The sequence below is a fragment of the Acidovorax sp. 99 genome (assembly GCF_003096455.1).
Classification (GTDB): Bacteria; Pseudomonadota; Gammaproteobacteria; order Burkholderiales; family Burkholderiaceae_C; genus Acidovorax; species Acidovorax delafieldii.
Map to the genome: position 1 here is coordinate 3,978,564 of NZ_QEKU01000001.1, position 12,687 is coordinate 3,991,250.

Annotated in this window: 12 protein-coding genes and 1 other RNA gene; 10 read left to right on the forward strand and 3 right to left on the reverse strand. The window is 65.8% G+C overall.

Annotation, left to right across the window (positions count from 1 at the left end; all coding sequences use genetic code 11):
* The first annotated feature begins 55 nt into the window (after positions 1-55).
* Positions 56-1,372 (forward strand): TIGR03862 family flavoprotein, encoded by a 1,317-nt coding sequence (locus C8C95_RS18400; RefSeq protein WP_116749522.1) that lies wholly within the window; start codon positions 56-58, stop codon positions 1,370-1,372.
* A gap of 171 nt (positions 1,373-1,543) precedes the next feature.
* Here the strand turns inward: C8C95_RS18400 and ffs are convergent.
* An RNA gene (gene ffs / locus C8C95_RS18405) (signal recognition particle sRNA small type) lies at positions 1,544-1,640 on the reverse strand.
* 102 nt (positions 1,641-1,742) lie between these two features.
* On the opposite strand from ffs, the gene dnaX reads away from it, so the two are divergent.
* The 6 genes from dnaX to C8C95_RS18435 all read left to right on the forward strand — a co-directional run bounded on the left by dnaX (position 1,743) and on the right by C8C95_RS18435 (position 7,302).
* Complete coding sequence (gene dnaX / locus C8C95_RS18410; protein ID WP_116749523.1) at positions 1,743-3,791, forward strand: DNA polymerase III subunit gamma/tau; 2,049 nt, start codon at positions 1,743-1,745, stop codon at positions 3,789-3,791.
* A 229-nt stretch (positions 3,792-4,020) separates the two neighbouring features.
* The gene (locus tag C8C95_RS18415; protein ID WP_055398201.1) at positions 4,021-4,353 is read left to right on the forward strand and encodes a YbaB/EbfC family nucleoid-associated protein; all 333 of its coding nucleotides are present in this window, start codon (positions 4,021-4,023) and stop codon (positions 4,351-4,353) included.
* A 243-nt stretch (positions 4,354-4,596) separates the two neighbouring features.
* Positions 4,597-5,187, forward strand: a complete 591-nt coding sequence (gene recR, locus C8C95_RS18420; protein WP_056743565.1) for a recombination mediator RecR — start codon at positions 4,597-4,599, stop codon at positions 5,185-5,187.
* A gap of 114 nt (positions 5,188-5,301) precedes the next feature.
* The gene (locus tag C8C95_RS18425) at positions 5,302-5,727 is read left to right on the forward strand and encodes an MAPEG family protein (protein ID WP_056743563.1); all 426 of its coding nucleotides are present in this window, start codon (positions 5,302-5,304) and stop codon (positions 5,725-5,727) included.
* Positions 5,728-5,882: 155 nt separating this feature from the next.
* A complete protein-coding gene (locus tag C8C95_RS18430; protein ID WP_116749524.1) occupies positions 5,883-6,938 on the forward strand; it encodes an ABC transporter substrate-binding protein in 1,056 nt (351 codons plus the stop codon).
* A gap of 211 nt (positions 6,939-7,149) precedes the next feature.
* Positions 7,150-7,302 carry a DUF3096 domain-containing protein gene (locus C8C95_RS18435; RefSeq protein WP_015013605.1) on the forward strand — a complete coding sequence of 51 codons (153 nt, stop codon included), beginning with the start codon at positions 7,150-7,152 and terminating at the stop codon, positions 7,300-7,302.
* 75 nt (positions 7,303-7,377) lie between these two features.
* Here C8C95_RS18435 and C8C95_RS18440 read toward each other — a convergent pair whose 3' ends face one another.
* On the reverse strand, positions 7,378-8,907 hold the full coding sequence (locus tag C8C95_RS18440) for a transglycosylase SLT domain-containing protein (RefSeq protein ID WP_056743559.1): 1,530 nt from the start codon (positions 8,905-8,907) through the stop codon (positions 7,378-7,380).
* Positions 8,904-9,680: a hydroxyacylglutathione hydrolase gene (gene gloB / locus C8C95_RS18445; RefSeq protein WP_116749525.1), complete on the reverse strand. Its 777-nt coding sequence runs from the start codon at positions 9,678-9,680 to the stop codon at positions 8,904-8,906. The genes C8C95_RS18440 and gloB overlap by 4 nt, the downstream gene beginning before the upstream one ends.
* Between gloB and C8C95_RS18450 the strand changes: the two genes are divergently transcribed.
* From C8C95_RS18450 to C8C95_RS18460, 3 genes are all read left to right on the forward strand, one after another.
* Entirely contained in the window at positions 9,679-10,533 is an 855-nt protein-coding gene (locus C8C95_RS18450; protein WP_243415719.1) for a methyltransferase domain-containing protein, read from the forward strand. The genes gloB and C8C95_RS18450 overlap by 2 nt on opposite strands.
* Before the next feature lie 76 nt (positions 10,534-10,609).
* The gene (gene rnhA, locus C8C95_RS18455) at positions 10,610-11,059 is read left to right on the forward strand and encodes a ribonuclease HI (RefSeq protein WP_116749527.1); all 450 of its coding nucleotides are present in this window, start codon (positions 10,610-10,612) and stop codon (positions 11,057-11,059) included.
* Between the two features lie 192 nt (positions 11,060-11,251).
* Positions 11,252-12,676 carry an efflux RND transporter periplasmic adaptor subunit gene (locus C8C95_RS18460; RefSeq protein WP_116749528.1) on the forward strand — a complete coding sequence of 475 codons (1,425 nt, stop codon included), beginning with the start codon at positions 11,252-11,254 and terminating at the stop codon, positions 12,674-12,676.
* Positions 12,677-12,687 lie beyond the last annotated feature (11 nt).

Here is a 12,687-nt window from a genome sequence, read left to right on the forward strand (position 1 = left end):
CCACCCCCTTCCTCCTTCCGATACATCCCCTGCACTTGCCCAGTCTGCGGAGGCTTTGCAGTGCGACGTGGCCGTCGTCGGCGGTGGTCCGGCGGGTCTCATGGCCGCAGAGGTGTTGGCCCAGGCGGGGGTGGCCGTGCACGTGTTTGACGCCATGCCTTCGGTGGGCCGCAAGTTTCTGCTCGCGGGCAAGGGCGGGCTCAACCTCACGCATTCCGAGCCGCACGCGCCTTTTGTGAGTCGCTATGCCGGGCGCGAACCACAGATTGAGCCTCTGATTCAGGCTTTTGGCGGCCCTGAGCTGCGCGCTTGGGCGCAGGGGCTGGGGGTGGAGACCTTTGTGGGCACCTCGGGCCGCGTGTTCCCCACCGACATGAAGGCCGCGCCGCTGCTGCGCGCTTGGCTGCAGCGCCTGCGCGGGCAAGGGGTTCTGTTCCACATGCGCCACCGCTGGCTGGGCTGGGCCGAGGAGGGGGCGCTGCGCTTTACCGCACCGGCTGGCGAGGTGCGGGTGGCGGCCAAGGCGGTGGTGCTGGCGCTGGGCGGCGGCAGCTGGGCACGCCTGGGGTCTGACGGTGCCTGGGTGCCGCTGCTGGCGCAGCAGGGTGTGGCCGTGGCGCCGCTGCGCCCGTCCAACTGCGGCTTTGATGTGCTGCGTGCAGACGCACCTGCGGGCGAGACGCGCCGCGCCTTTCTGCAGGAGCTGCTGGGCCGCACGCCTGCGCCCACCGTGGGCTGGACGCCGCATTTTGCCGAGAAGTTTGTGGGCCAGCCCTTCAAGACCGTGGCGCTCAGCTTTACCGACAGCCGGGGCCACAGCTTCAGCCGCCGGGGCGAGTTTGTGGTCACGGCCACAGGGGTGGAAGGCAGCCTGGTCTATGCCGCGTCGCACCTGCTGCGCGACGAGGTGGAGGCCCATGGCCACGCCACGTTCCACCTCGACCTGCTGCCCGACCATGCGCCTGAGCGCGTGCTGGTGGAAGTGCGCCACCCGCGCGGTTCCCGGTCGCTCTCCAGCCACCTCAAGAGCCGCCTGGGCCTGGATGGCATCAAGGCGGGCATCCTGTACGAACACCTGGGCAAGGACGGAATGAACGACCCCGTGGCACTGGCCCATGCCATCAAAGCCTTACCCATCACCGTGGTGGCCACGCGCCCGCTGGACGAGGCCATCAGCACGGCGGGCGGTGTGGCTTTTGAAGCGATGGACGCACACCTCATGGCGACGGCGTTACCAGGTGTGTTTTGCGCGGGCGAAATGCTGGACTGGGAGGCGCCCACCGGGGGCTATCTGCTGACCGCCAGCATGGCCAGCGGCCGTGTGGCGGGAGAGGGGGCGCTGCGCTGGCTGGGGCAGTCCGCAGGGGCTTGATTCCGTCTCGAAATCACCCGTGTCGTTGTTGCTTCGCCTTGCCGTGCTACAGCACTGTCTGCGGCTTCGCGCCTAGACACGAATGATTTGGAAACGGAATGAGAAGGCGCTGAGGCGCACTACGGAAATGCTGGATATGGGAATTTTTGCGCGACCGCGCAAAAAAAAGAAGTTGACGAGCCTTACCCCCGGCACTGACTCCACAGTTAGGGCTGCTTGGTTCCCCACCTGACCCGGTTGGCCGCTTCACCATGCGAGGAGGCCCGTCACCGCTGATTGTACGTCGGATGGAGGCCCTGATTTTTCAGCGGCTGTTTTGTTTGCCCTGGCGGCGCCAGGGGCGCATGGCCCAGCCCGTAGAATCGCCCGCATGTCCTACCTCGTGCTCGCCCGCAAGTACCGTCCCCGCAATTTCACCGAGATGGTGGGGCAGGAACATGTGGTCCAGGCCTTGTCGAATGCGCTGACCCAGCAGCGCCTGCACCACGCCTACCTGTTTACCGGTACGCGCGGCGTGGGCAAGACCACGGTGTCGCGCATCCTGGCCAAGTCGCTCAACTGCCAGGGGGCGGACGGCACTGGCGGCATCACCGCTACGCCCTGCGGCGTGTGCCAGGCCTGCACCGACATCGACAGCGGCCGCTTTGTGGACTACACCGAGCTGGACGCGGCCTCCAATCGGGGCGTGGACGAAGTGCAAAGCCTGCTGGAGCAGGCGGTCTACAAGCCGGTGCAGGGGCGCTTCAAGGTCTTCATGATCGACGAAGTGCACATGCTGACCAACACGGCGTTCAACGCCATGCTCAAGACGCTGGAAGAGCCGCCTGAGTACCTCAAGTTTGTGCTGGCCACGACCGACCCGCAGAAGGTGCCGGTCACGGTGCTGAGCCGTTGCCTGCAGTTCAACCTGCGCCCCATGGCGCCTGAAACCGTCCTCTCGCACCTCACGCAGGTGCTGGCGACCGAGAACGTGCCTGCCGAGCCCCAGGCGCTGCGCCTGCTCTCGCGCGCTGCGCGCGGCTCCATGCGCGATGCACTGTCGCTGACCGATCAGGCCATTGCCTTTGGCAGCGGCCAGCTGCAGGAAGCCGGTGTGCGCCAGATGCTGGGTGCGGTGGACCGCTCCTATGTGTTCCGGCTCATCGAAGCGCTCGCCCAGGGTGACGGGAAAACCGTGGTGGAGACCTCGGACACGCTGCGCATGAACGGGCTGTCTGCCGCCTCCACGCTCGAAGAGATGAGTGCCGTGCTGCAGCGCATGGCCGTGTTCCAGGCCGTGCCCCAGATGGCCGGTGCCGTGGACGCAGACGACCCCGAGGCTGCTGAAACAGCCCGCCTGTCTGCACTGATGCCCGCCGATGAAACGCAGTTGCTCTACAGCCTGTGCCTGCACGGGCGCGGCGAGTTGGGCCTGGCGCCCGACGAGTACGCGGCACTCACCATGGTGCTGCTGCGCCTGCTGGCCTTCAAGCCTGCCAGCGGCATCGGCGAATCGGCTGAAAAAAAAACTCTGACGCGGGCTGAAACGCCCCCCTCAGGCGCTGTTGCATCAACTGCTGCAGCCCCTGCTGCAGTGGTGGCCACGCCAGGGCCTGTGGGAGGGGCAGCGGTGAAGCCCCCCCAGGCCCTGCCTGTACCGTCGGCGCCTGCAGCTCCGGTGCGTGCTGCCCAGCAAGTCCCGTCTGCGGCCCCCGCGCCTGCAGTTCCGGCCCCCGTTCAAGCAGTCGCTGCAGGCACCGCACCTTCTGGCGCCGGAGACCATCCGTCAGAGTCGTTCAACGATTCTGAGCCACCCCCATGGCCAGGTTCTGACGAGCCCGGTACTGTGACCACTGCGGCTGCACCCGCTGCCACGGCGTTGCCGGTACGCACCACCGAGAGGTTTGATCAAAATCCCGGTGTAGCGCAATCATTCAAAGCACAGAATGCTCCTGAATATGTAGCAATCCCGGTGCGTGAGTCCCCCGAGCCCGGCGAGCGGTTGCAGCCGCTTCCACTGTCTGCACCGACCCCGGTATCTGCCCGCTACACCCCCACCGAAGAGGGGGACGTCTGGCATGCCACGGTGCAGCAACTGGTGGCAGCAGAGGCCATCACGGCTCTGGTGCGCGAACTGGCCCTGCAGTCGCAGCTGGTGGCCCGCGACGGTGGTCACTGGCTGTTGCGCGTCGAGCGCGAATCGCTCAACCAGCCCACGGCGCGCGAGCGCCTGCGTGCGGCCCTTGAAGCTGCGGGCCATGCGACCCAGATCAGCGTGGAAGTGGGCGTGGTCATCGACAGCCCCGCCCGTCGCAACGCCGCCGCCGCCGCCGAGCGCCAACGCCGCGCGGAAGAAATCGTGCACAACGATCCCTTCGTGCAATCGCTGATGCGTGACTACGGCGCGAGAATCGTGCCGGGCAGTATCAAGCCCGCGTGAGATGAAACACCCCCTGAGTCGCCTTCGGCGCCTTCCCCCTCTCTCGCTTCGCGGGAGGGGAACGCTCCCAGCGCGGCGGGGCGGCCCTTGCGCGGGAGCACTGGTCTGGGCAGCGGCAGTTTCGATGGCCGCTAACGGTGCAAAGCACAATACCGTGAATTTCGGATACTGAATTTCAGTCCCCACGTGGGAATCGATCAACCAGAAAGAAAGCAAAGGAAACCACACCATGTTCAACAAAGGACAACTCGCCGGCCTGATGAAGCAAGCCCAGGCCATGCAGGACAACCTCAAGAAGGCCCAAGACGAGCTGGCCTTCATTGAAGTGGAAGGCGAATCGGGCGCGGGCCTGGTGAAGGTGGTCATGACCTGCAAGCACGACGTCAAGCGCATCACCATCGACCCGAGCCTGCTGGCCGAAGACAAGGACATGCTGGAAGACCTGGTGGCGGCTGCGTTCAATGCGGCGGTGCGCAAGGCGGAGGAGACATCTTCGGAGAAGATGGGCAAGCTGACGCAAGGTATGCCAGGCCTCCCCGGCGGCATGAAATTCCCTTTCTGAGGGTTAGCTACCGAGCGGGCCATCTGCGTCGTTGGGCGGTGCTCGCCATCCTCGCGTACTTCAAGTACGTTCCGGTGGCTGTGCTCCGTCCGCCTGGCAGCTGATCCCGCTCGCTACGCCCTTGAGGGCGGGGTGTGAAGGCAAGGACCACATGCCTGTTGTTTTGCTGGCATCCTTTGGGGCTGAGCTTGTCGAAGCCTTGCCCCGCTCGTTCCTCGCATCTTTCCTGCACCGCTCGTTTCCATGTCCACCACCAACTCCCTCGACGTTTTGATCCAGGCTCTGCGCCGGTTGCCGGGGGTGGGGGTGAAGTCTGCGCAGCGCATGGCGTTTCATCTGTTGCAGCACGATCGCGAAGGCGCGCTGACCCTGTCGCGTGCGCTCTCGGAAGCGGTGGGCACGGTGCACCACTGCGCGCGTTGTCATACCTTCACCGAGGCGGAGGTGTGCAGCACCTGCCTGGACCCTGACCGCGATGCCACGCGGCTGTGTGTGGTGGAGACGCCCGCTGACCAGTCTGCGCTGGAGCGCACGGGGGCCTTCAAGGGGTTGTACTTCGTGTTGATGGGGCGGCTCAGCCCGCTCGATGGTGTCGGTCCCAAGGAGATCGGCCTGCACAAGCTCATGGAGCGCGCCACGGATGGCACCGTTCAGGAGGTGATCCTGGCCACCAACTTCAATGCCGAGGGGGAGGCGACTGCGCATGTGATCAGCGAGGCGCTGAAGAGCCGTGGGTTGCATGTCACGCGGCTCGCGCGCGGCGTGCCTGTCGGCAGTGAGCTGGAGTACGTGGACCTGGGAACGATCGCGCATGCGCTGGTGGATCGCCGGTGACGCCAAGGCGCCTGCCAGCCCGTCGCCCCGACAATGTCTGCGGCTAAAATACTCTCAATTTAATAGCTACCAGCGCTTGTATTTGCTGCGCTGTTGCCCTCAAAAGCCTCGAAAATGAATACCACCTTGCACGTCGCGCGGTTCACCGTGGCCTATTGGTGCGTGCTGTTCGCAGCACTGCTGCCCATCGCTTGTGCCTGGTTGGCCAAAAGTGGCAACTTTGGCAAGTCCCGCAAAGAAGGCGGTTTTGACAACCACGATCCGCGCGGCTGGCTCTCGCGGCAGACCGACTGGCGCGGACGCGCCAACGCAGCGCAGGCCAACAGCTTTGAAGCGCTGCCGTTTTTCATCGGCGCGGTCATCATTGCGCACCTGCTGGGCGCGGGGCAGACGTTGCTGGACCTGCTGGCGTTGTTGTATGTCTTCCTGCGCATCTTCTACGTGATGATGTACGTGGCCGACATGCCGATGGCCCGCAGCGCAGTCTGGGCCGGTGGTTTTCTGGTCAATATTGCCATCCTGTTCATCGGTTACCGTTGAGCGCCCCGGGGGGCGCGCCACCCGTCTTGCGGTGTGCTGCGGTTGAAGGCTGTCTATCTCGGTACGTAGTAACCCGCAGGGATTCACCCTGATGCGGTTTCGCCTGTGCTGCGGCACGATTGTTGCAATGCAGCATTGTCTTTTTGCCTGATTCCATGTCCCTGCCTCCACTCACCCGCCGCGCCTTTGGCGCCGTATCTGCCTTGTCGGCGGCTGCGGTGTGGGCGCCTGCCATCCGGGTGCGTGCGCAGACCGATGGTGCTGCTCTCGGGCGGGTGACCGTGGCGGTCGGAGGGCAGGGCGTTCTGTACCACCTGCCGCTGGCGCTGGCCGATGCGCTGGGGTACTTCCGCCAGGAAGGCCTGGACGTGGTGGTGCGGGACTATTCTGCGGGAGCGCTTGCTTGGCAGGCGGTACAGGACGGTGCGGCAGATGTCTGTTCCGGTGCCTTCGAGCACGTGTTGCGTGCGCAGGCGCGAGGTCATGCATACCGTGCGCTGGTGCTGCAGGGGCGGGCCCCGCAGCTGGCGCTGGGTGTGTCCCTGCGGTCGGTGCCTGCGTACAAGGACCTGGGCGACCTGGCGGGGCGCAAGGTGGGGGTGTCGTCGGTGGGCTCATCCACCCACCTGGCAGCCAGCCTGATGCTGATGCGTGCGGGCGTGCCGTTGCGCGATGTGGGTTTTGTGGGGGTGGGCTCGGGCACCAATGCCATGAACGCGCTGCGTTCCGGCCAGGTGCATGCACTGTGCCATGCCGATCCCATCATGACCTTGCTGGAGCAAAAGGCTGACACCCGCATCGTGGGCGATCTGCGCTCTCTCAAGGCAGCGCAGGACATGTTCGGTGGCACCATGCCCGCCAGTTGCCTGTATGCCCCGCAGGCCTTCATCCAGAAGCAGCCTGCCCAGGCCCAGGCATTGGTCAATGGCGTTGTGCATGCGCTCAAGTGGCTGCAGACGGCAGCACCGGCAGACCTGGTGAAGGCGGTGCCTCCCGCCTACCTGATGGGCGACCGGGGGCTCTATCTGGCGGCGTTCAGCCGGGTGCGCGAGACCTACTCCACCAACGGCCTGATGCCGGACGAAGGCCCGGCTACCGCACTGCGGGTGTTGTCGCGCGTGTTGCCCGAACTGGCCGAGGCCAAGGTCGAACTGGCGCGTACGTCCAGCAACGATCTGGTGCGCAAAGCCCGCCAAAAGTACAGCGTCTGACAAGCCGCTGCGGCGGGAGACCCCAAGGGCCTGCTTACCTCTCCTGCGAGACCGTCAACAGGCTCTGAGGGCCCTGGCATCGACTACAGTGTCAGCCGCCTGCCCACCTGCCACTGCACCGCAATCACACCGTGCGATACGCATTGCGCAGGCTACACACGCAGCACTTGTGCTGCGCCATTCCCGTGCCATTTTTCAAGGACTATCCACCATGTCGCTGAGCCTCAGCATCGGCCCGCTCGTCTCCCTGATCGCAGGCATCCTCATTCTGGTCATGCCGCGTTTGCTCAGCACCATCGTGGCGCTTTATCTCATCATCATGGGAATCCTGGGGCTGCTGGGCATGCACACGCTCCGGTTCTGATGCGGGGGCCCAGCGACCGGCCAAGCAATGCCGGGCTTCGCCGGGCCCAGGTGGCTTTACTGAGGCGCCTGCGGCTCAGCGGCGTTTGACCTTGGAGGGGGATCCGCCACGCCGCGCAGGCGCTGGAGCCTGGCGTTTGCCCGCGGGGGCGGCCGATGCGCGAGCGCTGCCGCCGCTGCTGCGCGCCTGACTCTGGCGTACCGGCAGGTACACCACAATCTGCTGGCCTACCTTGAATGCGGCATTCGCCCGCACATCGTTCCAGTCCGCCACGTTGGCGGCTGCCAACTTGTAGCGCCGCGCAATGCTGGCCACCGTGTCGCCCTTGCCGGCCCGCACCGTGGTGCGGCGGGTGACGATCTCGGGGGTAAGGCTCAGCTGGCCGTTGTCGGCCAAGTGGGACGACACGTCTTGCCGGGTGGTGGTGGAGCGGGGCACCATCAGCGCCGAGCCCGCCTTGATCAGCATGCGCGGCGGGATGTTGTTCATGCTGCGCAGATCCGCCTCGCTCATGCCGGCACGTTGTGCCGCCTCAGCCACCGTCATGGTGGTGGGCACAGACCACACGGTCCAGCTCGCGTACTGGCCTTCACGCTTGGCCTCCAGGTTGCGCTGGAAGACCTTGGCGTTGTCCCAGGGCAGCAGGATTTGCGGCGTCCCGGCGGCGAGGATCACGGGTCGCTTGTACGACGGGTTGAGGGCACGGAAGTCTTCCTCGCGAATACCCGCCAGTGTGGCCACCAGCGACACATCGATGTCGTGCGTGATGTCCACGGTCTGGAAGTAGGGGTGGTTCTCGATCAGGGGCAGCTCGGTGCGGAAGGCATCGGGGTTGGCCACGATGTTCTTGACGGCCTGCAGCTTGGGCACATACATGCGGGTTTCCGCGGGCATGTTCAGGTCGGTGTAAGTGGTGCCCAGGCCCAGCTTCTGGTTGCGGGCAATGGCCCGGCTTACGCTGCCTTCACCCCAGTTATAGGCGGCCAGGGCAAGGTGCCAGTCGCCAAACATGCCGTAGAGTTTTTGCAGGTAGTCGAGTGCCGCCCGGGTGGACGCCAGCACGTCGCGACGGTCGTCGCGGAAGGCGTTCTGCTTGAGGTCGAAATAATTGCCCGTGGCAGGCATGAACTGCCACATGCCTGCGGCCTTGGCGCTCGATACGGCCTGGGGGTTGAACGCGCTTTCAATGTAGGGCAGCAGCGCCAGTTCGGTCGGCATCCCCCGGCGTTCCAGCTCTTCAACAATATGGAACAGGTACTTGCTGGAACGCTCCGTCATGCGCTGCATGTAGTCGGGGCGCGTGGCGTACCACTGCTCGCGGTCCTGTACCAGCTCATGCTGCAGGTCGGGCATGGCAAAGCCACGCCGGATGCGGTCCCACAAGTCGGCGGGGGCCGAGAGCGATGCCACCTCGCCACTCGTGGCTTGCGCGGCAGTGATGGGTTTGAGCGGGCCGTTGGGGATGACAGGGGTGTGGGGCGACGCAGGGCCCTTGGTGCTGGTGGTGTTTCCGCTGGCGGAAGCCTGGTCGGGCGTCGAGCCCGTAGTGGCGCAGCCTGTCAGCCACAGAAGGCCGGCCAGGCAGGCAATGTGCAAAATTTTCATCGGAACTCGTTTTTCCATTGACGCAGCGCGGCCAGCACCGCTACGGCGTCGTCAAGGGGCACCTGCGCGTCGTAGCCCTGGGCGGCTTGCGCCACCGGGTCCTGCCGCACGCGCAGAAAGGGGTTGATGTCTCGCTCCAGCGCCATGTGCGAAGGCAGTGTGGGCTGGTTCTGCGCCCGCAGGGCTTCGCATCGGCTGCTGTAGTGGAGCAGGGCGGCGTTGCCAGGTTCCACGGCCCGCGCAAACTTCAGGTTAGACAGTGTGTACTCGTGGGTGCAACACACCCGGGTGTTGCCAGGCAGTGCCGCCAGCCGGTCCAGCGAGTCGAGCATTTGCGCAGGTGTGCCTTCAAACAGCCGGCCACAACCGCCTGAGAACAGCGTATCGCCACAAAAAAGCAGGGGCGCTCCGTCCATCTCGGGGCAGTAGTAGGCAATGTGGCCCGCCGTGTGCCCTGGCACGTCGATGACCTGGAACTGAAGCCCCAGCGCGTTGACGGTATCGCCTTGCGCCAGCCGCTCCAGCGGCTCGGGCATGCGCTCCCGCGCTGGGCCATACACCTGTGCCCCGGTGGCTTGGCGCAGGGCATCGACTCCGCCGACATGATCGGCATGGTGGTGCGTGACTAGAATGGCTTGCAATGACAGGCCCCAGCGGTGCAAGGCCTGCTCCACCGGCGCGGCTTCTCCCGGGTCCACAACGATGGCCTGGCGGCCGTCGTGCAGCATCCAGATGTAGTTGTCGGTAAAGGCGGGCAGCGGTAGCAAGTTCATGAGCGATCAAATTATAGGTTTGCACCACTGGTTCGACTCCCCCCCTGGCCGCTACCTGCTCGCATGGGAGCAGGCACGCTTTGACGAGGCGGTGGCCGATATTTTTGGCTATCACAGTCTCCAGCTCGGCATGCCGCTGCTGGACGGCCTGCGCGCCAACCGCATGCCCCACCAGTGGCTTGCGATGGGGCAGGAGGCCGCGGAGGGCTCCATCGCCTTTGTGGAGACCGGTGATGACGATGGGCCGCTGCAGCGCCGCGCGGTGGACCTGCTCACCGAGCCTGTGGCCTTGCCCTTCCCCGCAGCGAGCCTGGACCTGCTGGTGTTGCCCCACACGCTGGAGTTGAGCATTGACCCCCATGCCGCGCTGCGCGAGGTGGAGCGGGTGCTGGTCCCTGAAGGGCGTGTGGTCATCAGCGGCCTGAACCCCACCAGCCTGTGGGGCCTGCGGCAGCGGCGCGCGCGGCTGTACCAGCGCCTGGGGCGGGGCACGCTGTACCTGCCCGACGTGGGCGAGTTCATCGGCTATCGCCGCCTGCGCGATTGGCTGCGGCTTTTGAACTTCGAGGTCGAATCTGCCCGATTTGGCTGTTATCGTCCAGCGGTGCGCAGCGCGCAGTGGCTGGAGCGTTTTGGCTGGATGGACCCTTTGGGCGAGAAATGGTGGCCCATTCTGGGTGCCGCGTATTTTCTGGTGGCCGTCAAACGGGTGCATGGCATGCGCTTGCTGGAGCCCGCCTGGCGCACCCACCGCCAGCGTGCTGCAGGCACCGTGCCCATCGCCAACCGGGTGTCTCAAAGCGGGGTGAATCCTTCGCGCACTGCGCCCACTGCAGCCCGGCACAAGCCTTGAGCACAGCCTTTCGCGGTTGCCGTGGGCTTCCATGCCTCGTCATGGCAACCATCCACCTCATTGTCAGGAACAGAGTTTGAACCAGGTAGATATTTACACCGATGGCGCCTGCAAAGGCAATCCGGGCCCCGGCGGGTGGGGCGTGTTGCTGCGCTCTGGCGCGACCGAAAAAGAGCTGTTTGGCGGCGAACTGGGTACCACCAACAACCGCATGGAGCTGATGGCGGTGATCGAGGCGCTGTCGGCCCTCAAGCGCCCCTGTGCCGTGACGCTGTACCTGGACAGCGAGTACGTGCGCAAGGGCATTACCGAGTGGATCCATGGCTGGAAGGCCAAGGGCTGGCGCACGGCCTCCAAGCAGCCGGTCAAGAACGTGGAGCTGTGGCAGCGGCTGGATGCGCTGGTCAGCACCGGCGGACACCGGATCGAATGGCGCTGGGTGAAAGGGCATTCGGGCGACCCGGGCAATGAGCGGGCCGACGCGCTGGCCAACCGGGGCGTGGACCAGGCCCTGGGCCGCAGGTAGATCCATCGCCAGCTGCTCACCGCATGCAAGCCTCTTCGGAGGCTTTTTTTGCGCCCGCGTCCAATGCGGCCAGTACGGCCATCACACACCAGCGGCGAATGCTCCGGGATATTGCTGCGGGTGGCTGCGGCTGCACACACCCACTGTTACATTGTGTGACTGCGCATCCCACCTCACTGGATTGATTGACCCATGGCGTCCAAGAGCAAGTACAAGTACCTCGTTTTCGCTGTCATCGGCATCGCTGCCGCATCGGGCGCTGCCTGGTGGCTGCAGAAGCCCGTGCAGCCGCAGCAGCGTACCGAGGCCGGGGCGGGCGGTGCAGGCGCTGGCGCATCGGCTGGTGGCACCGCGCCCGCTGGTTCTGGCCGCCCCGTGGCCGTGGAAACGGTGACCGTGCGGCAGATGGCGCTGCGCGACGATGCCGAAGCCGTGGGAAGCCTGCGGTCGCGCCAGAGCGTGATGCTGCGGCCCGAGGTGGGCGGGCGCGTCACCCAGCTCAACTTCCGTGACGGCCAGCGTGTGCGGCGCGGGCAAGTGCTGGTGCAGCTGGATGACCAGTTGCCGCGTGCGCAGATCCAGCAAAGCCAGGCCGAGTTGTCGATTGCGCGGGCCAACCACAAGCGCAATCAGGAGCTGGTGGCCCAGGGCTTCATCAGCCAGCGTTCGGTGGACGAGAGTGCGGCCAACCTCGAAGTGGCCCAGGCCAAGCTGGCTTTGGCCCAGGCCACGGCCCAGCGCCTCAAGATCCTGGCCCCGTTCGATGGCATCGCAGGCATTCGGGGCGTGAACGTGGGCGACTACCTCAAGGACGGGGCCGATATCGTCAACATCGAAGACCTTGATGCGGTGTATGTCGATTTCCGCCTGCCCGAGCGGTTGCAGGGCAAGGTGCGCCCGGGGCAGACCGCGCAGGTCACGTTTGATGCACTACCGGGCGCGCGTTACGCCGCCGTGGTGCAGGCCATCAGCCCACAGATCGATGCGGATGGGCGGGCCATCGCGGTGCGTGGCTGCATCGACAACCGCCGCCTACAGCTGCGCCCCGGCATGTTCGCGCGGGTGACGACCGTGTTTTCCGAACGCAGCGACGCGCTTGTGGTGCCCGAGGAAGCCATCGTGCCTGACGGCACCAGCCCCTATGTGCTCAAAGTGGTGGAAGGCAAGGAGCCCAGTAGCAAGGTGACGCGCCGCACGCCGGTCAAACTGGGCGTCCGTTCACCTGGGTGGGTGGAGGTGGTGGACGGCTTGAGCGCTGGAGACCTGGTGGTCACGGCGGGCCAGCAGCGCATCCGCAAGGACGGCACCGAGGTGCGCGTGGTGGAGCTGGGCAAGCAGGGCAACGGTGGTGCGGCGGCCGCGGCAACGCGGTCGGCTTCGGGCGCTTCAGGTGCTGCGACTGGGGCGGGCCAAAAGGCAGCACCAGTGGCTGATGCGCCTGCGCCTGCGCCGAGCGCCTCTGTGGCATCGGCATCTCCATCTCCTGCTGCCGCCCCCTCGGGGGCCAGCATGATGGCGGCTCGCAGCGAAACCGATCCGCTGCCCGGCCCCAACCCTTGCCAGCTGGCCGGAACCTCCAGCCGGTCCACGCCCACTGGCAGCCGCCCTCCCGTCTGACGGACTGCCTG